Origin of the sequence: Bacillus sp. J33 (assembly GCF_000518885.1) — a bacterium.
In the GTDB taxonomy this organism is placed as follows: domain Bacteria; phylum Bacillota; class Bacilli; order Bacillales; family Cytobacillaceae; genus Cytobacillus.
Genome location: NZ_KI912516.1, coordinates 32,069 through 56,698, shown reverse-complemented (window position 1 = coordinate 56,698; position 24,630 = coordinate 32,069). Strand labels below are relative to the sequence as shown.

The following is a 24,630-nucleotide window of genomic DNA, read 5'->3' as shown; positions in this document are numbered from 1 at the left end:
ATCAGTTTCATCCAGAAGCCATCTTGCATTCTGACCAAGGTTTTCACTATACTCATCCCCTATTCCAAAGCAAAGTAAAGAAACTTGGCTTAACCCAATCAATGTCCCGAAAGGGAAACTGTTGGGATAACGCACCCATGGAAAGTTTCTTTGGACACTTTAAAGATTTAGCAGAGTATAAATCCTTAGATAATTTAAGAGATGTAAAAATAGAAGTGGATCGAATAATCAAGGAATATAACCATCACAGGTATCAATGGGGTTTAAATAAAATGACCCCGGTACAATACCGGGGTCATCTACTAGCAGCATAGGTGCTTTTTTAAAACTGTCCGTAAACTGGGGCACAGTTCATACGGATAGAGCCTTTTTCTTAGCTGAAAAATGTAGGAAATTCATGGGTTAGCACTGGGTGTCAGTCCGATTTGTTCAAATGAGTCTTCCAGTTTTGGATAGACCTAAAATTGAGAATGAAAGAGTTAATAGACATATAAATGTCCTCTTTCCCGAGGAGGTCTTTTTGTAATTTCCAACAGAAATATTCTTTAGTATAATAAGGATTATATTCATAGAAAAGGAAAAAGGGCTTTTTATGCTTATTATTTATTTATATTTGTTCGTTTTAGGAGCAGTTTTAGGTTCTTTTTACAATGTAGTTGGGCTGAGAGTCCCATTGAAAAAATCCATTGTTGCACCGAGGTCTCATTGCCCGGTTTGCCAGCGGAATTTGACTGCAGGAGACCTGATCCCTGTATTCTCATATATTTTGTTAAGGGGAAAATGCCGGGGCTGCGGAACTTCAATTTCACCTGTCTATCCATTGATAGAATTGGCCACTGGTTTATTATTTGTATTTGCATTCCATCATTTAAATTTTAACCTGGAACTGCTTGTTGCTTTAACATTCATTTCTTTATTGGTGATTATTTTTGTTTCGGACATTGTTTACATGGTAATCCCTGACAAAGTCCTATTGTTTTTTTTGCCGATTTTAATAGCGGAAAGATTAGTCGTGCCTCTTTCTCCGTGGTGGGATTCGTTTCTCGGGGCTGCGGCGGGATTCCTTCTGCTCTTCGCTATTGCTGTAATAAGCAAAGGGGGAATGGGTGGAGGAGATATTAAATTATATTTCCTCATTGGAATCGTGCTTGGTTTTAAACTGACTTTGCTGTCATTCTTTTTGGCTACATTGGCTGGTGCCATATATGGATTTGGCGGAATGCTGATTGGCAAATATAAAAAAAGGCAGCCTGTACCATTTGGCCCCTTTATAGCTGCAGGTGCGATATTGGCCTATTTTTATGGAGACAAAATTATTAATTGGTATTTTTCAAATTTTTTATTGTAATGGAGGGGTTAAGCGAATTAGGCCATAAATAGCAGGCAACAGGCATAGAGTTTGTTGTATAATTGAAAGACAAGACTGACAATTTCCCCAGCTAGAATTAGATCCCAATAGGAACAGGCAGCTGGTTAACGAATCTGGCTGCAAGCTTCCAGCTGTCCCTTGCCTGGATCGATTTACCGGATGAAACGATTGGAAATGCCTACTCTTCTTAAATGCCGATATTTGACGAAATCATTCAATAACAAGACGACAAAAGTCTTGTTATTTTTTTTTGGCGTTATGTTAGGATGAAACCAATTCATTAATCGACATGAAAGGAGGACAAGATGTGGACAAGTCCAACAATGGGAAAACAATTACAATAAAGTTAAATGGCAAAGACCGTCCGTTTCAGGAGAATAGTGATGAAAAGCAGGAAGAAACCTGGAAGCCAAAAGAGCTGGATAAAAAGGAAAAACACGAGGAAACGGAGTTCTTTGCTTCGATACAGACAGCAGCTGGAAAAGAAGCAGATGATAGTTTTGATTGGATCCTTCCGGATGAAACGGAGGATTCTGAGATAAAAGAATTTAATATAGCAAGTCCTCCTAAAAATCCAGCCTATAAAGGACTCAGTACATTGGCCAAAAATTTCAAGAGAAAAAACAAGCAAGGGTTTCTTACATCCATTTTTTTGGCTGTCTTTTTCGCTGTCCTGCTGGGGACAAGTTTTGGATTCATTATGCTTAAGTTAGTGTTCACTGATCAGGCTGCTGAAACGGCCGCGCCTGCTGTTAGCCAAACCCCGGCTCCTTCTGAACAGTCGGCTGCTGGAACGGAAACATCAACACTTGAACCAATAACTACCTATGTGGTACAGGGGGGTGTTTTCTCAAACAAAGAAGCTGCCAAACAGATACAGGAAGCAAATGCTCAAAAAGACGCCAGCGGCCAGATAATTGAAATGGGCGGCCAGACTTTTTTATTTTTAGGTGTGTCTGACAGTATTGATCATGCAAAAGCTATAGGAGCGGATCTTAAAAGCAAGGGAATTGACGTTTTTGCAAAAAAAATTGCATTTGAGGAGAAGTCTGTAGAGGGATTGAATGCTGAGGAGAAGAAGCTCCTTGAAATGGCGCCGGCTCTATACCAAAGCCTTTCGGCAGGTGCCTCAGGTGCTGCTGTTGAAAAATCTATTTCTGCCGGATTGCTCGAGGATATAAAAAAACAGAGCGATAATCTAAACAAATTGCCAGCTGATCAAATTAAGAACCAAAGCCTTATTTCAATAAGAGAAGAACTTAGCAATGCATCAAAGCAGCTGGATGCATTCCAGAAATCTGGAGATGCTGGTTCAGCAAGCAAGGTGCAGGAGCACCTGCTTGCGTTTTTGGCTGCGTACCAGTCATTATAGGATATAGGTGTCAAAATCTTCTCCTATTCGAATATTTTCTGGGAAATACCGCATATTAAAGGAGTCTGTTCGGGAAATTTCGGCAGGCTCTTTCATTTTGTCGATATCCATAGTATCTTAGCAAATAATTTTTGAAATGTTCCTCTTTTAAATTGTTTGTCTGGCAAATTTTTGATACGATTAATCTGTATCTCCCATAATGATACATAAAAGGTAAGGTGATAATATGCAAAACCTCATTTTAGCCTCTTCTTCTCCACGGCGAAAAGAACTTCTTGAAAATCTTCGTTTATCATTTGAAGTTTCCAGCAGTGATGTTGATGAAAGCTTTGAACCCGGAATGGAACCCGGGGATATTGTAAAAGAACTTGCCTTTAGGAAAGCAAATGCGGTTTTTAAAAAATTTCCTGATTCGTATGTGATTGGATCAGATACTGTTGTCGTAAAAGACGGAAACGTTTTAGGAAAACCCGGCAGCAGCGAAGAAGCTTTCAGCATGCTTAAAAGCTTATCGGGAACAACTCATGCCGTATATACAGGTGTATCCATTGTTGCGCCAGGCAAACAAGTAAAATTCTATGAAAAAACCGATGTGGAGTTCTGGGAGTTAACAGATGAAGAAATTAACTCTTATATCGGCACCGGTGAACCTTTTGACAAGGCAGGAGCATACGGAATTCAAGGCTTTGGCAGTGTGCTTGTAAAAAGCATCAGGGGAGATTACTTTTCGGTTGTCGGCCTTCCTTTGTCAAGAACAGTTCGGGAATTAAGGAAATCGGGCTACCCTCTTCCTTAATATCATTTCCTCATCTTCTGCTCCCTTCCACCAATGGCTGGGAGGAATAATATGCAAACTGAATCTTTTATGATTAAAGATTTCCCTCAAGATGAACGACCTCGTGAGCGGTTTGTCCAAAGTGGACCACAAAGCTTATCCAATCACGAATTAATTGCTATTTTGCTCAGAACAGGTACGAAAGATGAATCTGTTTTACAGTTAGCAAATAGGCTGCTTACCCAATTTGAAGGGCTCCGGCTGCTGAAGGATGCATCGCTGGATGAAATCACCGCCATCAAGGGAATTGGAACAGCAAAGGCAATCCAATTGCTTGCTGCTGCAGAAATTGGCCGGAGGATTTCTAATCTCACATACGAAGACAGATATATCATCCGCTCTCCTGAAGATGGAGCCAATTATGTCATGAACGATATGCGCTTTCTGTCTCAGGAACATTTTGTGTGCCTTTATTTAAATACCAAAAATCAGGTACTCCATAAACAGACCATTTTTATCGGGAGCCTGAACGCTTCTATTGTACATCCGAGGGAGGTATTTAAAGAGGCATTTCGCAGATCGGCAGCATCCATTATCTGTATCCACAATCATCCGAGCGGTGACCCGACTCCGAGCAGGGAGGATATAGAGGTAACAAAAAGGCTGGCAGAGTCCGGCAGAATCATTGGAATCGATGTGCTTGATCACCTTATTATCGGTGAAAACAAATTTGTCAGCTTGAAAGAGAAAGGCTACCTATAATATGGCTTTTGAAATTACCTTTAAAAAGGCTATGTTTTTATTTGACGATACGATATAATATTGGTTATGATTTTTGAGATGCTTATGTGTTTAAAAGGCTCATTTTACCTGATAAATTAGAGAAATTTCAATAATTATACCTTATCTTAGCAATATGTATCAGAAAGGGAGATACCATTTATGTTTGGAATCGGTACTAGAGACCTTGGAATAGATTTAGGGACAGCTAATACACTTGTTTATGTAAAAGGGAAAGGAATTGTCGTAAGAGAGCCGTCCGTTGTTGCTTTGCAGACAGATACAAAGAATATTGTGGCTGTCGGAAACGATGCGAAAAACATGATCGGCCGAACACCTGGCAATATTGTGGCGCTGCGCCCAATGAAGGATGGCGTAATTGCGGATTATGAAACAACGGCTGTTATGATGAAATATTATATCAAACAGGCAAACAAAAATAAGGGCTTCTTCTCTGGAAAGCCTTATGTAATGGTTTGTGTTCCATCCGGGATTACGGCTGTTGAAGAACGTGCAGTTGTGGATGCAACCCGCCAGGCAGGAGCGCGTGATGCTTATACGATTGAAGAGCCGTTTGCTGCTGCAATTGGTGCTAACCTTCCTGTATGGGAACCAACGGGAAGCATGGTAGTGGATATCGGCGGAGGAACTACCGAGGTAGCCATTATTTCTTTGGGCGGCATTGTAACAAGCCAGTCCATCCGCATTGCCGGCGATGAAATGGATGATGCGATTATTAATTATATACGTAAAACTTATAACCTGATGATCGGTGACCGGACTGCTGAGATGATCAAGGTTGAAGTTGGTTCTGCTGGAGATCCTGATGGCGTGGAAAATATTGAAATCCGCGGCCGTGATCTTTTGACTGGATTGCCAAAAACGATTGAGATTACCGCTGAAGAGATTTCTAAAGCTCTTAATGATACTGTTTATGCGATTGTGGATGCCGTGAAAAATACGCTGGAAAAAACACCGCCTGAATTAGCTGCAGATATTATGGACCGAGGAATTGTGTTGACTGGCGGTGGTGCATTGCTCCGCAATTTGGACAAGGTAATCAGCGAAGAAACAAAAATGCCTGTCCTTATTGCAGAAAATCCGCTTGATTGTGTAGCAATCGGTACTGGAAAAGCTCTTGACCATATTGATCTATTCAAAAATAAAGCCAAGGAATCACGATAATAGAGTTTCATCAATACGAAAGGATTATGAAGCCCATTCACTATGCTGAAGTGTTTGGGCTCCACTTTCGTATGTTCCTGTATATAAATTACTAGATATATGCTGTTTAGGATCATTAATTAGCTACTGGCGCCTATTGGCAGGTGCCGTCTGCCTTTTTTTAATGCCTATGGAAAAAATACTGATCGAGGTGTAAAGGATGCCACAGTTCTTCTTGAATAAACGCCTGATTATTTTGCTTGTCAGCATCATTATTCTCGTGGCATTGATTGGATTTTCTTTAAAAGATAGAGAAAATTTAACTTGGCCTGAGCAATTTTTAAAAGATACGACCGGTTTTGTGCAAAATGCCGTATCCCGGCCTGTAAACTATGTGGCTGGATTCTTTGAAAATATCCAAGACTTGCAAAATACATACAAAGAAAATAAAGAGCTAAAGACAAGGCTGGATGAACTTGCACGCTTGGAGTCAGAAGTTCAGCGGCTTAAGAAAGATAATACTGAACTTCGCGAAATTCTTGATAAAAAAGATTCATTAAGTGAATTTGAACCGAAGCAGGCTACTGTGATCGGAAGGAATCCGGATCGGTGGCATGAACTGCTTATTATCAATAAAGGCAAAAATGCTGGAATTGAACCCGATATGGCTGTTATTACGTCAAAAGGTCTGATCGGCAAGGTGAAGAGCAGCAATACGTTCACATCGACTGTACAATTGCTGAGCTCCATGGATCCTACCAATCGCATATCGGCCAAAATTCAGGCCGGTGAAAAAAACTTTTTTGGCCTGATTGAAGGGTACGATAAAGAAAATGGCCTTCTCCTGCTTAAGCGCATTCCTTATGATGCTAAAGTTGAGAAGGATCAAAACGTAATTACATCCGGATTAGGCGGTGTATTCCCAGAAGGTTTGCCAATTGGAAAAGTCGTCGAAATAGTTCCTGATGAATTTGGACTGACACAGACCGCTTATGTGAAGCCAGGCGCGGATTTTTACGATATAGGACATGTTATGGTCGTAAAAAGAGGGGCTCTTCAGCCAGAATTAATGGAAATGATTGATGAGAAGGAGGAGGAACTGTGAGAAAACTCCTGCTTCCTCTCGTACTCCTGGGTTTATTTATAAGTGAGAGCATATTTGTTCAAGTCACTTCGCCAGAGCTGTTTGGCAACGGCAAAATAGCGGTTCCGCATTTTTTGATTGTCAGCTTGCTGTTTTTGACTATTTATGGTTCAAAAAAGCACGGCGTAATTTATGGGCTTTTATTCGGCCTCCTTTTTGATATCGTATATGTAGAAATCATCGGAATCTATTTATTTTTGTTTCCTATTATTGCTTACATCACAACTAAATTGATGAAAATACTGCAAACGAATATTGTGATGGCATCTATAATTGTGCTTATGGGTGTTGCCTTGCTTGAGGCTGGAGCCTATCAAATGAACTTTTTGATTCATCGGACAGATATGGATTTTGCAGCCTTTTTGTCTTTGCGCCTTGTGCCCACCCTTATCTTGAATTTGATTTTTATCATCCTGGCGGCCTATCCATTCAAGAGACTATATGAGAAATATGCTATAAGCTTAAATGAATAGCGTTTAGGGTATAAAAATTATAAGCAGCATTCTATATCCAGAAAAAGAAACCGGCTGACCCCGGTTTCTTTTAAATGATTATTTTTAGGGAAAAAGGAATTTAGAAGGTTTCTGTCGAAATCTACTAACTATGGGCATTTAGGATAGGGATAATTGACATAATTTGTTAGAAGTATTAGCCTTGGCTGATCATCTGCCTAATGATTATTGTTATAAAAGTTCTATTAGGCCGGCTGCATGCAATAGAGTGCTATGGTGGTACTTATGCGTTTCTTATCATTGAGGTGAACATCTTGAAATGAAAAAAAACCAAAACGTTACAATTAAAGGGACAAAAGACGGGCTGACACTGCATCTCGATGATTCCTGCTCTTATGGAGAACTGAAGAAAGAACTTGATATAAAGCTATCAGAAAGCTCGAGAGCTGGAGAAGACCGGCTTATTTCGGTCAGGGTCCAGGTGGGCAATCGTTATCTTACTTCAGTGCAGCAGGAAGAACTGAAGGAGTTAATTCGAAAAAAGAAAAACCTGATAGTGGAGTCCATCAGCTCGAATGTAATAACGAAGGAAGAAGCTGAAAAACAGAAGGAAGTAAATGAAATCATATCCGTCGCAAAAATTATTCGTTCTGGGCAGGTTTTAGAAGTTCCTGGAGATTTGCTTCTTGTTGGGGATGTAAACCCGGGGGGCACTGTAATGGCTGGCGGGAATATTTTTATTATGGGTGCCTTAAAAGGAATTGCCCATGCAGGCTGCCATGGAAATAAGGAAGCTGTTGTAGTTGCTTCTCTTATGAAACCTTCCCAAATAAGGATCAGCAACTGCATAAACAGGGCCCCTGACAAGGATCAGGACGATGAAAAAAGAGAAATGGAATGTGCTTACATAGATGAAAATGAGCAAATTACAGTTGATCGATTACAAGTTTTAATGCATCTAAGACCAAATATTACTAGATTGCAAGGGGGAAGCTAGGATGGGAGAAGCGATTGTCATTACGTCCGGTAAAGGCGGTGTCGGAAAAACGACTACTTCTGCAAATGTAGGTACGGCCCTTGCCCTGCAGGGGAAAAGGGTTTGCCTTATAGATACAGACATTGGCCTGCGTAACCTTGATGTTGTGATGGGCTTGGAGAACCGCATCATTTATGATCTTGTGGATGTGGTTGAAGGCCGCTGCAAGATTCATCAGGCTTTGGTCAAAGATAAGCGTTTTGACGACTTGCTGTATTTGCTGCCAGCGGCTCAAACAAGCGATAAATCAGCTGTAAAGGCTGAACAGATGAAAAAGCTCGTAGATGAATTGAAGCAGGATTATGATTATATCGTAATCGATTGTCCCGCAGGTATAGAACAAGGCTATAAAAATGCGGTTGCCGGAGCTGATAAAGCAATTGTTGTTACAACTCCGGAAGTTTCAGCTGTCCGTGATGCTGACAGGATTATCGGCCTCCTGGAAAAAGAAGAGAATGTAGAGGCTCCAAAGCTGATCATTAACAGAATTCGCAGCCATTTGATGAAAAATGGAGATATGCTGGATGTAGATGAAATTACAGCCCATCTTTCCATTGATTTAATTGGCATAGTGGCAGATGATGATGAAGTAATCAAGGCTTCCAACCATGGCGAGCCGATTGCATTAAACCCTAATAGCAAAGCTTCAGTGGCATACCGCAATATTGCCCGCCGCATCCTTGGTGAATCGGTTCCGCTCCAGCCTCTTGAGGAAGAGAGCAAAGGCGTCTTTTCAAAAATTAAAAAGTTTTTTGGTGTTAAATAATTAATTTCAGTCCAGCAAACCGGGGATGTTTCCCCGGTTATTTTTTTTGAACCGCTACTTGGTGTCATACTCTTTTTGGACAACTCATAAACTTGTACAAATAGAGTTAATTAAGAATGGTGGGGATCTTATGAATTCAAGGGCGGATGAAATACGAAAAAGAATCGCACGCCGCAAAAAGGAAAAAGATAGGGTGTCCAAAAAGGCTGATTCAAATATTCTTTGGACAGAAGATGAGGAACGCTATGGGTTTCATAAGCTTCCTTCGTATGAAAGCAAATTGGGTGAAGGGGATCATCCTTTATTTCGTAAAGAGTTATTTCTGTTCAAGCTGCTGGCTTCTGCCTGTATATTCTTACTGGCAGCAATCCTTTTTAAAAATGGTGCGGCAAACCTTGACCCGGCAAGGGATTTTGTGAAGGCATCAATGGAAAGGGACTTTCAATTTGCTGCAGTTTCAGGATGGTATGAAGAGCAATTTGGAAAACCTCTGGCATTTCTCCCCTTTTCAGATGGGAAGAATGAGACACAAAAATCTTCAGAAGACAGTGATTATGCACTTCCTGCTTCTGCAAAGATTCTTGAAGACTTCAATGACAATGGCCAACGAATCACCATTGAGACCGGGAAGGAAGCATCTGTTGAGGCAATGAGCGAAGGTCTTGTCCGCTTCGCTGGTAAAAAGGATGGATTTGGCAATACAGTAATTATCCAGCATGGTGATAAAAGCGAATCATGGTATGGCAATTTAGCGGAGATTAATGTAAATCTATATCAATATATTGAAAAAGGCACAGGCATAGGCACTGCGGGAAATACTGAAGATGGTGATAAAGGTTCTTTTTATTTTGCTATAAAAAAAGATGATAACTTTATAGATCCGATTCAGGTGATACCATTTGAATAAAATGGCAGAATTGATAAAGAATATTCATATACATCCTTTGTTATGGGCAATTATTGGGCTGGCAGTTATTACTGCCCATTTTATTGAATTGTGCCTATTGCTTGTCATTATTTTTGTACATGAAATGGGGCATGCAGCAGCAGCGTCCTTTTTTTCCTGGAGAATTAAAAGAATAGCCCTTTTGCCCTTTGGCGGTGTAGCAGAAATGGATGAACATGGAAACCGCCCGCTTAAGGAAGAAATTATTGTCATTATTTCAGGGCCGCTTCAGCATATTTGGATGATGGGAGCGGCACTGCTCTTTTACGAGCTTGCCTGGATGCCTGCAGATATCTTTCAGCCATTTATACAGTTTAATTTAATGATATTGATTTTTAATCTGCTTCCTGTCTGGCCATTGGATGGCGGAAAGCTGATTTTTTTATGCTTATCACTTTATCGGGCATTTCCAGAGGCCCACAGAATAACATTGCTGATATCATCTGCTGGCTTAATCGGGTTTATTATTTTTATATTGCTGACGTCTCCAGTTAACCTGAATATATGGGTGATTCTCGCTTTTTTGCTGTTTTCGCTTTATCATGAATGGAAGCAAAGCCGATTTGTTTTTATCCGTTTCCTCCTTGAGAGATATTATGGGAAGAACAGCGACTTTCGCACATTAAAGCCCTTGGTTGTAAAAGAAGAAGAATTGGTTATTCACGTTCTGGAAAGGTTTCAGCGTGGATGCAAGCATCCGATCATTATAGAAAAAGACGGCAAAGAAAAGGGGTCTTTGGATGAAAATGAGCTGCTGCATGCCTATTTTGCAGAAAAGGTGCTGACAGCCAAAATTGGTGATTTGCTGTATGTTTATTAAGAGCAAGCTTCATAAAAGCTATATAGCTTGTAATACTGCATTAAAGTGAGGAATTTATTTGGATACGCTAGTTGTTAATTATGTATTAAGAGAACGGAGAGCTGCCCGCATAAAAAATGGCAGGGTCGAGAAGCTCTTCATTGACCAGCCGAAGCAGCGGTCATCAGTAGGGAATATCTATTTGGGAACAGTTGCCAAAGTTATGCCTGGCCTGAATGCAGCATTTGTGGAAATCGGAGAAGAACATAGCGGGTTTCTGCATCGCGATCAATTGGCTTCTTTTGCTGCTTCCGGTGAAGAAAAGCTGGTTAAGGACAAACGAAGCATTTCGTCTTATGTACATCAAGGTGAAAAACTGCTGGTCCAGGTTGAAAAGGATGCGACAGGAACAAAAGGTCCCAGATTGTCAGGTTTGATAGAGTTCCCAGGGGATTCTCTTATTTATTTGCCTAATGGCCGTTATGTAGCAGTTTCAAAAAAAATTGAAGATTATGCTGCCAGAGATAAATGGCGGCAGCTGGGCTATCGGCTGAAAGAAGAAAACGAGGGTCTGATTTTTAGGACTTCCTGTGAAAATAAGCATGAAGAGGAAATTAGAGAAGAGCTTGACAAGCTCAGGATGGAGTACAGGGAGCTTTTAAAGGCGGCAAAGGCTTTAAAAAAGCCAGGGAAGGTTTTTGAAGCGGACTCTTTTTTTGAAGAGATTGTGGAAGAAATAAAGAAAATGGATACGGGGGAAATCGTTGTAGACGATTTAAGGATTAAGGATTTGCTTAGTAAAAGCAGTCATCTTCCTATTCGCCTATATAAGGGCAAGGAAAATATCTTTGCCTCTCATGGAATAGAAGCTGAAATTGACAAAGCGCTAAAGCGGATTGTTTGGCTGGAAAACGGAGCTTATCTTATTTTTGATGAAGCTGAAGCTTTGACAATTATTGATGTAAATACCGGAAAGTATGCCGGCAAGCTTGACCGCAGGGACACGGTTTTGAAAACGAATGAATGGGCTGCCGAAGAGGCAGCAAGGCAAATTAGGCTAAGAGATATTGGCGGCATGATTTTAATTGACTTTATTGATATGAAGGAAGAAGCTGATCGAAAACATATTCTCTCCAAAATGGAGTCAGCTCTGCAAAAAGATGAAAGGCGCACGAATCTGATTGGTTTCACCCCGCTCGGAATCCTTCAGCTGACCCGAAAAAAAACGAAGCCTGCCATTTCTGAGTCACTTACCCAAAGATGTGCCGTCTGTGAAGGAACAGGATGGGTCCTAAGTGCTGAAACAATCGCATTCAGGCTGGAAAGGGAATTATGGGAGTTTCGCGGACAGGATCATGAAGCTGTTTGGGTAGTGACAAGCCGTGAAGTTGGAAATGTCTTTTCAGGTGAAAATGGAATTCATAAAAAAAGAATAGGAGACAGCATTGGCATGGATGTGATCTTTTCCTTCAAAGAGAGCTCCAAGCCGTTTTATGAAATCAGGCAGTTCGGCAATGCAGAAGAATTAAATGCAAAAGCGGGCGGGGAATAAAAGGTCCCTGCCTGCTTTTTTGAGCTTGGCACAGGTGCATGATTTTTCCGCTTTTCAAAGGAAGGCATCGGCTTTATAATTGTTTAAGCTAGCAATATTTTTAGGTGCTGAACAAGTGAATCATATAATTATTTATTGACATGATTAGTCATTATATGATAGGATTTTGATGTTATGTTTGTAGCGCACCCGTGCTACAACCGCTCAGAACAGGTTTTTAAGTCCGCGCAGTTATGTCTAGCTGCGAGTGCCATTGGCTCGGCGCCTGGGATGGCGAGTCTTAGTCTAAGAGGAGGTGCAGTTCATGTACGCGATTATTGAAACTGGCGGAAAGCAAGTACGTGTAGAGGAGGGTCAAGCCATCTACATTGAAAAGCTTAACGCAGAAGCAGGCGAAACAGTTACTTTTGAAAAAGTTCTTTTCGTTGGCGGAGATAATGTAAAAGTAGGAAGCCCTGTAGTTGATGGTGCTACTGTTACAGCAAAAGTTGAAAAACAAGGCCGTCAAAAGAAAATCACTGTATTCAAGTACAAAGCGAAGAAAAACTATCGCAAAAAGCAAGGTCATCGTCAGCCATACACTAAAGTTGTGATTGAAAAAATCAACGCTTAATAAGGCGATATAGATGATTGAAGTTACGATTAATCGTAAGAGTTCCGATGATATTCATTCGTTTGAAATCAGCGGTCATGCATTTTTCGCGAACAGAGGCAAAGATATTGTCTGTGCGGGCGTATCTGCAGTTTCCATTGGCGCAATTAATGCTGTCCATGCCTTAACAGGTGTGACGCCAGAGATTGGCCATGATGATGGCTTTCTCCGCTGTGTTCTTCCCGATCTTGAGGATGACATAAATGAGAAAGTGCAGCTTCTTCTTGAAGGCATGGTCGTATCATTGCAAACGATTGAAGAAGACTACGGAAAGTATATAAAGATTACCTTCAAAAAGCAGGAGGTGGAATAAATGCTATTAAAATTAGATCTTCAGTTGTTCGCTTCTAAAAAGGGAGTAGGTTCTACAAAGAACGGCCGTGATTCAATCGCTAAGCGTCTTGGCGCTAAGCGTGCAGACGGACAATTCGTAACTGGCGGCTCTATCCTGTACCGTCAGCGCGGTACTAAGATCTACCCAGGTGTAAACGTGGGTAAAGGCGGCGACGACACACTATTTGCGAAAGTAGACGGTGTTGTTAAGTTCGAGCGTCTTGGACGTGACCGCAAGCAAGTGAGCGTATATCCTGCAGCTCAAGAGGCTTAAGCCTTTTGAGAAAACCCTAGCCCACAAGGTTAGGGTTTTCTTTTTGGTTAAAAAGTTTTCAGCTATGCACTTCTGCTCTGTGCTGAGGAGGCTCTCTGACCGCCCGCAAGGTTCACTTGAGCACCTGGTTCGGAAATCTGCAGGTTAGGCTAACAGAGCTGCTATTTAAGTAATTTAAAGCTTTTTAGAAGACAGCCATTCTATTCGGTGCTGTGACTGCTTCTCCATACATAAAGCAATATTTTCTTATTTAGCATAAAATTGCTTACTGACTATTGTTTTTTTGATATACTTACAGCAAGCACAGTCTTCTGACACCTTAATAACCGTACAGGAGTGCATTTATGGAAAAAGACTGGAATATAATTGAGGTGCTGCGTCATGCCCGGCATGACTGGCTAAACAAAATACAATTAATTAAGGGAAACCTTTCCCTGAACAAGGTTGAGAGGGCAAAGGAAATAATAGATGAAATTGTGGTAGAGGCACAGCAGGAAGCAAAACTTTCGAATTTGAACCTTCCTCAATTTGCTTCGCTTTTATTCACATATAATTGGGAAAATCATTCCTTTCAGCTTGAATATGAAGTGCTTGATGATACAATAGCCGGAAAATTGGATGATGGCATCCTTTTTGAGTGGACAGGCTCTTTTTTTGCCTGTCTGGATTCCTCGGTAAAGGCTTATCAAGATAACCATTTATCTGTTTCAATCAGCCAGGAAAAAGAAGGAGCCCGTTTCTTTTTTGATTTTAGCGGAATAATAACAAATATGGACAGATTGGAAAGTTTCTTAAACAAAGAACACGATAACATAATTGTTTCTGTTCAGGAAATAGCTGAACAGGAACTTGCGCTGGAGCTTTTTGTGCCATTTATTGCTGATGGCAGAGAGTGATTTCCGTCGTAAAAAGTAATACTAAGTGTGAAACTCTGCAGGTTTGAGGGGAATCCTTCAATAAGGAGTGGATCCAGTCAGTACCCACTGTTTGGCTGAACGCCTCACAAAAGGGACATACTGCAGACGGGAGGAATAAAAATGTTTGTCGATCAAGTCAAAGTTTACGTAAAAGGCGGCGACGGAGGCAATGGGATGGTTGCTTTCCGCCGTGAAAAATATGTGCCGAATGGCGGTCCTGCCGGCGGTGACGGCGGCAAAGGAGCTAATGTTGTATTTGAAGTGAATGAGGGTTTGCGCACGTTAATGGATTTCCGCTATCAGCGCCATTTTAAAGCGCCACGCGGTGAGCACGGCATGTCAAAAAACCAGCATGGAAAAAATGCAAAAGACATGATTGTTAAGGTGCCGCCAGGGACAGTTGTGACTGATGCTGATACTGGCGAGGTTATCGCCGATCTTACTGAACATGGCCAAAAAGCTGTCATAGCCCGCGGCGGACGGGGCGGCAGGGGAAATACCCGCTTCGCAACACCTGCAAACCCTGCACCGGAATTGTCCGAGCACGGTGAGCCAGGACAGGAAAGAGATGTCGTGCTTGAGCTGAAGCTCCTTGCTGACGTAGGTTTGGTAGGTTTCCCAAGTGTTGGGAAATCAACCCTGCTATCCGTGGTTTCTTCGGCAAGGCCGAAAATTGCCGAATATCATTTCACGACGATTGTACCTAATCTCGGAATGGTGGAGACCGAAGATGGCCGCAGCTTTGTCATGGCAGACTTGCCTGGGTTAATTGAAGGCGCTCATTCTGGAATAGGCCTTGGACACCAGTTTTTACGTCATATTGAGAGAACAAGGGTCATTGTCCATGTAATCGATATGGCAGCTGTTGAAGGAAGAGATCCTTTCGAGGATTATATGACAATTAATAAAGAACTGAAGGAGTATAACCTGCGTCTGACAGAAAGACCGCAAATCATTGTAGCGAATAAGATGGATATGCCGGATGCGGAGGGAAATCTGGAGAAATTCAAAGAACAGCTTGAAGAAGATTATCCAATCTTCCCAATATCCGCATTAACAAGACAAGGATTAAGGGATTTATTATTTGCTGTTGCTGATAAGCTTGAAGAAACTCCTGAATTCCCGCTTGCTCATGAAGAAGAAGATACAGGAGTGCACCGGGTTCTTTATAAGCATGAAGCCGATCAGACTGAATTTGTTATCACAAGGGATCCGGCAGGAGTGTTTGTAGTATCTGGAGATGCCATTGAGAAGCTATTTAAGATGACGGATTTCTCGAGAGATGAATCTGTCCGCAGGTTTGCAAGACAGCTTCGCGGCATGGGTGTGGATGATGCGCTGCGTGAAAAAGGTGCAAAAGACGGCGACACCGTTAAGCTTCTTGACTATGAGTTCGAGTTTATTGACTAACCTTCTCGATTGACGGGGTGGAGAAATGAGAAAAGATAGATTCGATAAAAAGTTTTATTTAGTTCGCGAAGATGTTTTGCCTGAAGCGATGAAGAAGACATTAGATGCGAAGGAAATGATCGAACGGGGAAAAGCGGAATCGGTATGGGATGCTGTCCAAAAAGTCGATTTAAGCCGAAGTGCTTTTTATAAATACAGAGATACGGTTTTTCCTTTTCATACTGTTGTAAAAGAACGGCTTATAACATTATTTTTTCATTTGGAAGATAGATCTGGGACATTATCACACTTGCTGGGTGTCGTAGCTTCATCGGGCTGCAATGTCCTTACTATTCACCAAACCATTCCCCTTCAAGGAAGGGCGAATGTCACCCTTTCTTTGAATGTAACGGAAATGGGAATCGAGATTGATGAGCTTTTGGGCAGGCTCCGCAAACTGGAATTTGTAGAAAAAGTAGAAGTGCTGGGAACAGGTGCGTAAGAAACTGCGCTCCGGTATCCGGCGCTTTTTTGCTATTAGACAAGCCATGCTTTTCATATCGCAGCCAAAAAAGCACTTCTTTGGAATATTTGAATTTGGAATTTACATAAATCGGTTAAAGTGGTAAAGTATAAAGAAAGTTTTCAGTATGTTGAAATAAATCTGATGAAGGGGAGAAAGTTACCGTGAAAATAGGATTTTTGGGCCCGAAGGCAACCTTTACAGATATAGCGGTAAGAAGCTTATTTCCAAAGGAGACTGCAGTCCCCTACCCAACGATTCCGGCTTGCTTTGATGCTTTAATTGAAAATGAAATAGACTTGGCTGTCGTTCCTCTTGAAAATGCATTGGAAGGCTCAGTAAACATTACTCTTGATTATTTAATTCATGAGGTAAGCTTGCCGATTGTCGGCGAACTGACAGCTCCTATACGCCAGCATTTTATGGTTCATCCGGACAATTTGGAAAAATGGGCTGATACTGATATAGTATATAGCCACTCTCACGCAATAGCGCAATGTCATAAGTTTTTACATAAAGAGCTTAAAGGCATCCCGTGTGAAAACACAACTTCAACGGCTGCAGCAGCTCAATATGTAATGGAGAATCCAGGAAAAAGGGCAGGAGCCATTGCAAATGAATTGGCGGCGGAAGTTTACGGATTGGCCATTGCCAAACAGGATGTCCACGATTTTGAATTTAACCACACGAAATTTATTGTTCTTTCACAAAAGGAAATATCCATTAATGAAGATCGTGAAGAGTTTTCCGGTAATAAAACGACGGTAATGGTCACATTGCCGGCTGACAGGGCAGGTGCTCTCCATCAGGTGCTTTCGGCATTTGCATGGAGAAAACTCAACTTGACTAAAATAGAGTCAAGACCGATGAAGACCGGACTTGGAAATTATTTCTTTATTATAGATGTGGATATGAAATTGGATGATGTGCTGATCCCAGGTGCAGTAGCAGAATTGGAGGCTTTGGGATGCGGTGTGAAAATACTGGGCAGCTATCCCTATTTCCAGCTCAATAAAAAGGATAATAAGGTGCTTCAAGACTAATGGAAAAATAAAGATAAGAAAAGGATCCGGATTTTTGACCGGATCCTTTTCTTATTTTTCCAGGTCAATAAGAAAACCAGCTTTTTTTAGTGAATCTTCAGCCTCGTCCAGTGTATGTTCGGATGGGGCCGAGATGGTATGAAGGTGTATACCTTCTGTCAGTTCTGATAAGAAGGCTGCATTTGTTGCTCTTATTTTCTCCATAAACTGTGTTACTTCTTTCCTTGTTGATACCATAACTGATGCGGTTAAGTCCCCATATACAGGATGCTCTATTTTTACATCCTTTACTGTAACTCCATGATCAACAAGGAGATTCAATTCTTCTTCGGTCTTTTCAGGGGAATGGTGGCAGGCAATGGTTCGTTCTGCTGATACAGAAGGAGAAGCCTGGTGAAGATACATATATCCCTGGCTAGTGGCAATGATCGGCTCATTCCTTGCCTTGAGCAATGTAATATCACCCACAATCACTTGCCGGCTTACATTTGTTTTGGCAGCAAGCTCACCGCCTGTAATGGGCTGTCCGCATTCTTTAAGAAGCTGGAGCAAAAAGGCCCTTCGTTCCTCTCCAAGTACCTTTTTTTGTTCCTTCATTTTTGACTCTCCCTTATATTCCGATAATGTCTCATTCTACCATAATAACCCGGATAACATAAAAAGCTAGAGGCTTGCCTGCGAACGGACGATTTCTGCAAGCACTCTGCCTAAAGCACCTGCTTCTTCAGCTGATGTATCCCATCCAAAAGAAATGCGAATAAACTCCTTTCCGCTCTTTCCGGTGACACCGAGTGACTTCATTGTTTTAGATATGGATTGCATACCTGTACTGCAGGCGCTCCCAGTTGAAATAGCAAATCCATGCCTATTGCATTCGAGCATGGTATATTGGCCTTCCAGCCCTTTAATGCGCAATCCCAATGTCGAAGGCAGCTGGTGCCCAGCCTCAAAGTCATAAATAACTAATTGATCCTGTACCGGCTTAAGTTCGTTCAGGAGTATAGTACGCAGCAGCTGAAAATGGCTTTGATGAACATGTAGATTCTCATATGCTTTTTGCGCAGCAACCGTCATTGCTGCAATGCCTGGAACATTTACGGTTCCAGCCCTAAGCCCTTTTTCATGGGGGATTCCAGGCAGAAAAGCATCCCACCGGAGCCGAGGATCAATATAAATAGCACCAACCCCTTTTGGGCCATAAAATTTATGTCCTGAAATCGTTAAACTATCCACACTCCTTGCTATATCTGTTAAATCTGCTTTGCCAAATGTATGGACACAGTCGCTGTGAAGCAAAATGCCTCTTGGTTTGCAAAGGCTGCTGATTTCACGAATGGGCTGCAATGTACCTATTTCAGAATTTCCGTGCTGAATGGAAATTAATGCAGTATCGTTCCTTATGGCTGCCCTTAATTTTTGTAAATCAACACGGCCATCCTCCCCAAAAGGGATCTTGGTAATTTCGCAGTCTTTTTCCATGCTAAGCTTCTCCAGGATGCTATGAATAGAGGAATGTTCAGCCATTCCTGTAATAATATGCTTCCCATCTATTTCAGAAGCAGAGAGCAAAGCAAGAATGGCAAGAAAGTTTCCTTCCGTTCCTCCGCTTGTATAATAGATTCCTTCACACTCAACCCCCAATAGCCTTGCGAGTTCACCCCTGCAATTATCTAGGAGCCCCTCAGCTGCACTGCCGGGATCATGGAGGCTTCTCGAATTCCCAAAGAATTCACTTGAAGCTTTTATATAGGCATCTGCCGCTTCTCTATCGAGTGGACATGAAGCAGCATAGTCAAAGTACTTAATAATCCCACCTGCCCTCTATTTTAAGAATCTTTTAGAAGATGGTAAGTTCCTCTAATTCTATGAAAAACTCTTGTCATAATTCTAAATCTATGTAAATATAGGTGTCAAGACACCTGTAAAAACAGGAGGGTAAGAATATGCATGCCGACGTTTTAGTTATAGGAAGCGGGGTGGCCGCTTTGCAGTTGGCAAAGAAGCTGCGCCGAGACTTAAATGTGATTATTCTCACAAAGTCACATGTGAAGAATGGGAATTCATATTTGGCACAGGGCGGCATTGCTGCTGCTATCGGAAAAAACGACCATCCTTTAAAGCACAATATGGATACACTCGAAGCAGGAAGGTATCATAATGATTTTGATGCAGTATTGGCTCTTACTACTGAAGCACCTTCACTTATTAGGAACCTCTTTGAAGAGGGATGCATGTTTGATATGGATGCCCATGGTTGTATGGCATTAGGCAGGGAAGGCGCCCACACAGAAAATAGAATCATCCATGGAGGCGGAGATGCAACCGGCAAAACAGTCATGGATTTTATGCTTTCAAAAAGAAACGAAAACATTAGAATCATAGAAAACATCCATGTAATTGACTTGCTGATTAATGAGGCGGACGGCAGCTGCATAGGAGCAAAAGGGAAAGATGCCCATGGAAAAATCCATAGGTTCTTTTCAGCCCATGTCGTGCTGGCTACTGGCGGCTGCGGGCAAATATATGAATATACATCCAATGCGGAAACCGCAACAGGAGATGGCATTGCTCTGGCATACAGGGCAGGAGCGGAAATAACAGATATGGAGTTTATGCAATTTCACCCTACTCTGCTATATAAAGACGGCAAAGCTTTAGGCTTAATTTCGGAAGCGGTAAGGGGAGAGGGAGGCCGCCTGATTACCGAAGACGGCAAACCGGTGATGAAAGGGGTTCATCCCCAGGGAGATCTGGCACCGAGGCATGTTGTTTCACAGGCTATTTATAATCTTTTAAAAGCAGGAAAATCAGTCTATTTAGATATAACTTCCATAGATAACTTTAAATCCAGGTTTCCAACTATTACAGCCATCTGTGAGCAAAACGCAATTGACATAAAGACGGGGAAAATTCCAGTTTCACCTGGAAGCCATTTTTTAATGGGTGGAATTAAAACCGATTTATGGGGCCGAAGCAGTATTCCTGGCTTATACGCTATAGGCGAGGCAGCTTGCACAGGAATACATGGGGCAAACCGGCTTGCAAGCAACTCATTGCTTGAGGGTCTCTTCTTTGGACAAAGGCTGGCGGAGTGGATCAATGCCCAGCCTTCCCGTGAAGTGCCTGAAACACTTCCAATTTTGGAGCAAGGAAGGAAGGCACCAGATTGTCTGCCTTCAAAAGAAGAAATTAAAAGCAATATGATGAAACATGCAGGAATTATCAAAACAAAGGAAGGGCTGTTAAATCAGCTTGCCTGGCTTAAAGGCTTTCAAGTTGAGAATTGGTTAGCAGCAGGTTTAGACGACCTTTCTCTTGATGAAACGACAAGGGTGTGCATGCTTATTGCAGCCTATCTTATAACTGATTCTGCATTAACAAGAACAGAGAGCCGGGGCGGTCATTTCCGCCGGGATTATCCGTTTGAAAAAAATGAATGGCTGAGAAAAAGGATTATTCACTGCCGAAAATCGGAAAGGGATGGTAAAAGTGAACAAGCTAAAGCTGCGATTGCAACTTGAACAATTTTTTTTGGAGGATATCGGAGAGCGCGACCTCACAAGTGAGCTTATTTTTGGGGAGGACCAGACAGGAAAGGTTGTCTTCTTGGCTAAAGAAAATGGCATTTTTTGTGGAGAAGAAATTATCAGGTTAGGATATAACGTTCTCAGCCCACTTGTAGATATAAATTTAAAAGTACAGGACGGAGATAGGATTGAGAATGGCCAAGTCCTTGCAGAGGCTATCGGCCCAGTAGGTGCTCTTTTAAAAGGTGAAAGAGTTATATTGAACCTTCTCCAAAGAATGTGCGGGATTGCAACAAAAACAAATGAGGCTGTCCGGGTTCTTAACAGTTCCCATACAAAAATTTGCGATACTAGGAAAACAACCCCCGGACTTAGGATGCTGGAAAAATACGCAGTCCGGTGCGGCGGTGGCTATAATCACCGTTATGGTCTTTATGATGCGGTAATGATCAAAGATAACCACATATCTTTTGCAGGCTCCATCCCAAAAGCTGTAGAAGCAGCAAGATCTAAAATAGGGCATATGGTAAAAATCGAAGTGGAAACAGAGACAAAAGAGCAAATAGTGGAAGCAATTGAAGCAGGTGCGGATGTCATAATGTTCGACAACAGGAAGCCTGAAGAGATTAAAGAATGGATTAGCATTGTACCTGAAAATGTTCTGACAGAAGCTTCAGGGGGAATTACTTTAGAAAACCTGGCCAGCTACAGTGATACAGGGGTTGACTTTATTTCGCTCGGATTTCTAACACATTCAGTAAAGGCGCTTGATATTAGCGTTAAGGTTACAGTCGGATAAAATAAGTATTTTTGGCAAAGGGGTATGAAGGCAATGAATATTTTTCAGACAGCAGAAAAACAAGCAAAATTACTTCCGGATAAATATCGAGGGATGACAGTGCTTGAGCTTGAAGAACGAGCAAGGGAAATAAAAGAAAAGCTGGGGAAGAAGCTGTTTATCCCGGGACACCATTACCAAAAAGATGAGGTCATACAATTTGCGGATGCTTCTGGTGATTCTTTAAAGCTTGCCCAGCTTTCACAGGAGAACACAGAGGCAGAATATATTGTATTTTGCGGCGTGCACTTTATGGCTGAAACTGCGGATATATTAACTGCTCCACAGCAAAAAGTGCTTCTTCCTGATATGCGTGCAGGATGCTCGATGGCTGATATGGCAGATATTCACCAAACTGAAAGAGCTTGGACCAAGCTATTAGCGTTATTTGGCGATTCCATGCTTCCTTTAACATATGTAAACTCTACTGCAGCTATAAAGGCTTTCGTTGGCCGCAATGGGGGAGCAACAGTTACTTCTTCAAATGCTGAAAAAATGGTAAGCTGGGCATTGGAACAGAAGCCAAGAATATTATTTCTTCCGGATCAGCACTTAGGAAGAAATACAGCTTATAAGTTAGGAATTGGACTGGATGAAATGGCTGTATGGAACCCTATTACTGATCAGCTGGAATATGAAGGGACCATAGAAAATGTTAAGGTCATCCTTTGGAAAGGGCATTGTTCGGTCCATGAAAATTTTACTGTTGAAAATGTAAATGAAGTTCGCAAAAAGCACCCGGGCATGAAGATTATCGTACATCCAGAGTGCAAAAGAGAAGTTGTCGCACTCTCTGATATGGCCGGGTCTACAAATTATATAATTGAGGCCATTGAAAACTCAGGGCCGGGTTCTGCTTGGGCAATTGGTACCGAAATGAATTTGGTTAACAGAATCATCAGCCAGCATCCGGATAAGCATATAATATCGCTTAATCCGCATATGTGCCCTTGCCTGACGATGAACCGTATTGATTTGCCCCATCTGGTTTGGTGCCTTGAAACGGTTGAACAGGGCGAAAGCCATAATCTTATTCAAGTGGAAGAAGAAACGGCAAATTTTGCTAAACTTGCATTAGACAGAATGCTCGAACGTCCATAAAAAATCCTCCTTTGGGAGGTTTTTTTATTTCCTTTCAAACCCTAATGGTTAATAGGGCCATAAGAAATGTTAAATCATATTTCCCAGGCAAAATGCATATCTTTTTGTGTAGATTGATAGCAATTTGCCCATTTCTTCATACACTATATGGACTTATCGCGATTACCGGGCAGTAATCTACAACCTTTCAACAGATGGATGAACTGCCCGTAAATGCGGATTTAGGAACACAGACCAGGAACGCCACGTCCTGTGGCAATGTTTGTGTGACCCACATTCTGTGGGCCTCAACTAACCATCAGCAATAAACACGGCTGATGGAAGTATCACCTTACGCATAGGAGGGAATTCAGAGTGAAAATCCATATCGTACAGAAAGGGGATACTCTTTGGAAGATTGCCAAGAAGTACGGCGTGAATTTTGAAGAGCTGAAAAAGATGAATACACAGCTCAGCAACCCTGATATGATTATGCCCGGTATGAAAATTAAAGTACCAGCAACTGGAGGATCTATAAAAAAAGAAGCTCCAATTGGGGGAAAACCGGAAGCTAAGATAAATATGGGTGCTAAAAAGGAAATGCCAAAAGCAGAACACCCTTTTGCCAAAGAGAAGCCTATTACCAAGCCTGTGGTGGAAGCGCCTAAGGAGCAGCCAGTAAAGGAAGTGCCAAAGCCGGCACCCCCTAAAAAAGAACTGCCAAAAGTTACGGCTCCAAAGGTAGAAATACCAAAAGAAGTTCCAAAGGAAGTTCCAAAAGTGACTGCCCCAAAAGCAGAAGCACCGAAAGAAGTACCCAAAAAACCTTATAAACCCAAAATGCCAAAACCAACTATGCCGGAAATTGATATAAATAATTATTACATGATGAATATGTCTGTCCAGCAGCCGGCACCGCAGCAAAAACCACTGCCTGCTTCAGAAGTGAAACCGCAGCAAAAGGCACTGCCTATTTCAGAAACTAAACCACAGCCGCAGCTCCCGCCTAAACCAGTCAATATCCTTCCGCAGGTAAAGCCGATCGCAGAAGAAGAAAGTCCGGAATCGCCGGAAAGTGAATCATTTGCTTTCAAACAACAAGGAGGTCAATATCAACCAATGTATCCATACAATCCATGTTTCCCGCAAATGCCGTTCCCGCAGGTGCAAGGAGCAATGATGCCACAGATGCCAATGGCCCAAATGCCGCATCAGATGCCAACAGGAGTAATGGGGGCAGAATATATGAGCCATCAGATGCCACACCAGATGCCAATGGCTCAAATGCCGCATCAGATGCCAACAGGAGTAATGGGAGCAGAATATCCGGGCCATCAGATGCCGCATCAGATGCCAATGGCTCAAATGCCGCACCAGATGCCGCAAGTACAGGGTGCAATGATGCCAGAACACCAAATGCCTCATAAGGGTATGATGGCCGGAGTTGAGAGTCCTGATTATGATGAATCTTCTCCGTATATGCCAATGGCTCAAATGCCCCAAATGCCTGCAGGCGTAATGGGAGCAGAGGACATGGGCCATCAAATGCCGCACCAGATGCCAACGGGCGTAATGGGAGCAGAATATATGGGCCATCAAATGCCGCACCAGATGCCAACGGGCGTAATGGGAGCAGAATATATGGGCCATCAGATGCCGCATCAGATGCCAACGGGCGTAATGGGAGCGGAGGATAAGGGCTATCAGATGCCGCACCAGATGCCAACGGGCGTAATGGGAGCGGAGGATAAGGGTTATCAAATGCCGCACCAGATGCCAACGGGCGTAATGGGAGCGGAGGATAAGGGCCATCAGATGCCGCACCAGATGCCAACGGGCGTAATGGGAGCGGAGGATAAGGGCTATCAAATGCCGCACCAGATGCCAATGGGCGTAATG

26 protein-coding genes and 1 other annotated feature are annotated in these 24,630 nt (G+C 42.2%); of the genes, 24 read left to right on the top strand and 2 right to left on the bottom strand.

Translation table 11 applies throughout. The features are described from left to right. The 20 genes from L634_RS0128985 to pheA form a co-directional block, all read left to right on the top strand. Positions 1–314 (top strand): integrase core domain-containing protein (locus L634_RS0128985; RefSeq protein WP_026585376.1); only part of this gene is annotated, 314 nt, incomplete at its 5' end. A 278-nt stretch (positions 315–592) separates the two neighbouring features. Further along, positions 593–1,348, top strand: coding sequence for a prepilin peptidase (locus tag L634_RS0128980; RefSeq protein ID WP_026585375.1), 756 nt, complete (start codon positions 593–595; stop codon positions 1,346–1,348). A gap of 328 nt (positions 1,349–1,676) precedes the next feature. Next, positions 1,677–2,741: a hypothetical protein gene (locus L634_RS0128975; RefSeq protein WP_026585374.1), complete on the top strand. Its 1,065-nt coding sequence runs from the start codon at positions 1,677–1,679 to the stop codon at positions 2,739–2,741. Positions 2,742–2,967: 226 nt separating this feature from the next. Beyond that, positions 2,968–3,537 carry a Maf family protein gene (locus L634_RS0128965; protein ID WP_026585373.1) on the top strand — a complete coding sequence of 190 codons (570 nt, stop codon included), beginning with the start codon at positions 2,968–2,970 and terminating at the stop codon, positions 3,535–3,537. A 51-nt stretch (positions 3,538–3,588) separates the two neighbouring features. Then, positions 3,589–4,278: a RadC family protein gene (gene radC, locus L634_RS0128960; protein ID WP_026585372.1), complete on the top strand. Its 690-nt coding sequence runs from the start codon at positions 3,589–3,591 to the stop codon at positions 4,276–4,278. Positions 4,279–4,458: 180 nt separating this feature from the next. Continuing rightward, the gene (locus L634_RS0128955; protein WP_026585371.1) at positions 4,459–5,481 is read left to right on the top strand and encodes a rod shape-determining protein; all 1,023 of its coding nucleotides are present in this window, start codon (positions 4,459–4,461) and stop codon (positions 5,479–5,481) included. Positions 5,482–5,680: 199 nt separating this feature from the next. Continuing rightward, a complete protein-coding gene (gene mreC / locus L634_RS0128950; protein ID WP_026585370.1) occupies positions 5,681–6,565 on the top strand; it encodes a rod shape-determining protein MreC in 885 nt (294 codons plus the stop codon). After that, the gene (gene mreD, locus L634_RS0128945) at positions 6,562–7,077 is read left to right on the top strand and encodes a rod shape-determining protein MreD (protein WP_026585369.1); all 516 of its coding nucleotides are present in this window, start codon (positions 6,562–6,564) and stop codon (positions 7,075–7,077) included. The genes mreC and mreD overlap by 4 nt, the downstream gene beginning before the upstream one ends. Before the next feature lie 298 nt (positions 7,078–7,375). Next, positions 7,376–8,053 carry a septum site-determining protein MinC gene (gene minC / locus L634_RS0128940; protein ID WP_026585368.1) on the top strand — a complete coding sequence of 226 codons (678 nt, stop codon included), beginning with the start codon at positions 7,376–7,378 and terminating at the stop codon, positions 8,051–8,053. Position 8,054: 1 nt separating this feature from the next. Continuing rightward, positions 8,055–8,858, top strand: a complete 804-nt coding sequence (gene minD / locus L634_RS0128935; protein WP_026585367.1) for a septum site-determining protein MinD — start codon at positions 8,055–8,057, stop codon at positions 8,856–8,858. 130 nt (positions 8,859–8,988) lie between these two features. After that, a complete protein-coding gene (locus tag L634_RS0128930; RefSeq protein ID WP_026585366.1) occupies positions 8,989–9,765 on the top strand; it encodes a M23 family metallopeptidase in 777 nt (258 codons plus the stop codon). Next, entirely contained in the window at positions 9,758–10,624 is an 867-nt protein-coding gene (locus L634_RS0128925) for a M50 family metallopeptidase (RefSeq protein ID WP_026585365.1), read from the top strand. Before L634_RS0128930 ends, L634_RS0128925 begins: the two co-directional genes overlap by 8 nt. A 58-nt stretch (positions 10,625–10,682) precedes the next feature. Further along, positions 10,683–12,155: an Rne/Rng family ribonuclease gene (locus tag L634_RS0128920; RefSeq protein ID WP_026585364.1), complete on the top strand. Its 1,473-nt coding sequence runs from the start codon at positions 10,683–10,685 to the stop codon at positions 12,153–12,155. A gap of 188 nt (positions 12,156–12,343) precedes the next feature. Next, positions 12,344–12,446, top strand: a sequence feature (ribosomal protein L21 leader region). 13 nt (positions 12,447–12,459) lie between these two features. After that, on the top strand, positions 12,460–12,768 hold the full coding sequence (gene rplU / locus L634_RS0128915; RefSeq protein WP_026585363.1) for a 50S ribosomal protein L21: 309 nt from the start codon (positions 12,460–12,462) through the stop codon (positions 12,766–12,768). Positions 12,769–12,781: 13 nt separating this feature from the next. Beyond that, the gene (locus L634_RS0128910) at positions 12,782–13,120 is read left to right on the top strand and encodes a ribosomal-processing cysteine protease Prp (protein ID WP_026585362.1); all 339 of its coding nucleotides are present in this window, start codon (positions 12,782–12,784) and stop codon (positions 13,118–13,120) included. Next, complete coding sequence (rpmA, locus tag L634_RS0128905) at positions 13,121–13,414, top strand: 50S ribosomal protein L27 (protein WP_026585361.1); 294 nt, start codon at positions 13,121–13,123, stop codon at positions 13,412–13,414. A 344-nt stretch (positions 13,415–13,758) separates the two neighbouring features. Continuing rightward, entirely contained in the window at positions 13,759–14,310 is a 552-nt protein-coding gene (locus L634_RS0128900; protein WP_026585360.1) for a sporulation initiation phosphotransferase B, read from the top strand. Between the two features lie 141 nt (positions 14,311–14,451). After that, positions 14,452–15,741 (top strand): GTPase ObgE, encoded by a 1,290-nt coding sequence (gene obgE, locus L634_RS0128895; protein WP_026585359.1) that lies wholly within the window; start codon positions 14,452–14,454, stop codon positions 15,739–15,741. Positions 15,742–15,766: 25 nt separating this feature from the next. Then, on the top strand, positions 15,767–16,222 hold the full coding sequence (locus tag L634_RS0128890; RefSeq protein WP_026585358.1) for an ACT domain-containing protein: 456 nt from the start codon (positions 15,767–15,769) through the stop codon (positions 16,220–16,222). A gap of 185 nt (positions 16,223–16,407) precedes the next feature. Beyond that, on the top strand, positions 16,408–17,286 hold the full coding sequence (gene pheA, locus L634_RS0128885; RefSeq protein WP_026585357.1) for a prephenate dehydratase: 879 nt from the start codon (positions 16,408–16,410) through the stop codon (positions 17,284–17,286). Positions 17,287–17,337: 51 nt separating this feature from the next. Here pheA and L634_RS0128880 read toward each other — a convergent pair whose 3' ends face one another. Together L634_RS0128880 and L634_RS32040 are read right to left on the bottom strand one after the other, a co-directional pair. Then, positions 17,338–17,883, bottom strand: a complete 546-nt coding sequence (locus tag L634_RS0128880) for a transcription repressor NadR (protein ID WP_026585356.1) — start codon at positions 17,881–17,883, stop codon at positions 17,338–17,340. Positions 17,884–17,949: 66 nt separating this feature from the next. Beyond that, entirely contained in the window at positions 17,950–19,032 is a 1,083-nt protein-coding gene (locus tag L634_RS32040) for an IscS subfamily cysteine desulfurase (protein WP_232233864.1), read from the bottom strand. Positions 19,033–19,229: 197 nt separating this feature from the next. Here L634_RS32040 and nadB point away from each other — a divergent pair, with 197 nt between their 5' ends. From nadB to safA, 4 genes are all read left to right on the top strand, one after another. Next, positions 19,230–20,807: an L-aspartate oxidase gene (gene nadB, locus L634_RS0128870; protein ID WP_026585355.1), complete on the top strand. Its 1,578-nt coding sequence runs from the start codon at positions 19,230–19,232 to the stop codon at positions 20,805–20,807. Beyond that, complete coding sequence (gene nadC, locus L634_RS0128865) at positions 20,776–21,612, top strand: carboxylating nicotinate-nucleotide diphosphorylase (RefSeq protein WP_026585354.1); 837 nt, start codon at positions 20,776–20,778, stop codon at positions 21,610–21,612. Before nadB ends, nadC begins: the two co-directional genes overlap by 32 nt. Before the next feature lie 33 nt (positions 21,613–21,645). Continuing rightward, complete coding sequence (gene nadA / locus L634_RS0128860) at positions 21,646–22,752, top strand: quinolinate synthase NadA (RefSeq protein WP_026585353.1); 1,107 nt, start codon at positions 21,646–21,648, stop codon at positions 22,750–22,752. Positions 22,753–23,106: 354 nt separating this feature from the next. Further along, a partial coding sequence (gene safA, locus L634_RS34750) for a SafA/ExsA family spore coat assembly protein (protein ID WP_051428439.1) occupies positions 23,107–24,630 on the top strand: 1,524 nt, incomplete at its 3' end.

What these genes read in the sequence shown, in the direction of transcription:
- L634_RS0128910 (WP_026585362.1), top strand. Translation starts at nt 12,782, where the DNA reads ATGATTGAAGTTACGATTAATCGTAAGAGTTCCGATGATATTCATTCG.
- mreC (WP_026585370.1), top strand. Translation starts at nt 5,681, where the DNA reads ATGCCACAGTTCTTCTTGAATAAACGCCTGATTATTTTGCTTGTCAGC.
- L634_RS0128900 (WP_026585360.1), top strand. Translation starts at nt 13,759, where the DNA reads ATGGAAAAAGACTGGAATATAATTGAGGTGCTGCGTCATGCCCGGCAT.
- radC (WP_026585372.1), top strand. Translation starts at nt 3,589, where the DNA reads ATGCAAACTGAATCTTTTATGATTAAAGATTTCCCTCAAGATGAACGA.
- nadB (WP_026585355.1), top strand. Translation starts at nt 19,230, where the DNA reads ATGCATGCCGACGTTTTAGTTATAGGAAGCGGGGTGGCCGCTTTGCAG.
- rpmA (WP_026585361.1), top strand. Translation starts at nt 13,121, where the DNA reads ATGCTATTAAAATTAGATCTTCAGTTGTTCGCTTCTAAAAAGGGAGTA.
- L634_RS0128955 (WP_026585371.1), top strand. Translation starts at nt 4,459, where the DNA reads ATGTTTGGAATCGGTACTAGAGACCTTGGAATAGATTTAGGGACAGCT.
- L634_RS0128965 (WP_026585373.1), top strand. Translation starts at nt 2,968, where the DNA reads ATGCAAAACCTCATTTTAGCCTCTTCTTCTCCACGGCGAAAAGAACTT.
- L634_RS0128980 (WP_026585375.1), top strand. Translation starts at nt 593, where the DNA reads ATGCTTATTATTTATTTATATTTGTTCGTTTTAGGAGCAGTTTTAGGT.
- obgE (WP_026585359.1), top strand. Translation starts at nt 14,452, where the DNA reads ATGTTTGTCGATCAAGTCAAAGTTTACGTAAAAGGCGGCGACGGAGGC.
- L634_RS0128930 (WP_026585366.1), top strand. Translation starts at nt 8,989, where the DNA reads ATGAATTCAAGGGCGGATGAAATACGAAAAAGAATCGCACGCCGCAAA.
- L634_RS0128880 (WP_026585356.1), bottom strand. Translation starts at nt 17,883, where the DNA reads ATGAAGGAACAAAAAAAGGTACTTGGAGAGGAACGAAGGGCCTTTTTG.
- minC (WP_026585368.1), top strand. Translation starts at nt 7,376, where the DNA reads ATGAAAAAAAACCAAAACGTTACAATTAAAGGGACAAAAGACGGGCTG.
- L634_RS0128890 (WP_026585358.1), top strand. Translation starts at nt 15,767, where the DNA reads ATGAGAAAAGATAGATTCGATAAAAAGTTTTATTTAGTTCGCGAAGAT.
- nadA (WP_026585353.1), top strand. Translation starts at nt 21,646, where the DNA reads ATGAATATTTTTCAGACAGCAGAAAAACAAGCAAAATTACTTCCGGAT.
- rplU (WP_026585363.1), top strand. Translation starts at nt 12,460, where the DNA reads ATGTACGCGATTATTGAAACTGGCGGAAAGCAAGTACGTGTAGAGGAG.
- minD (WP_026585367.1), top strand. Translation starts at nt 8,055, where the DNA reads ATGGGAGAAGCGATTGTCATTACGTCCGGTAAAGGCGGTGTCGGAAAA.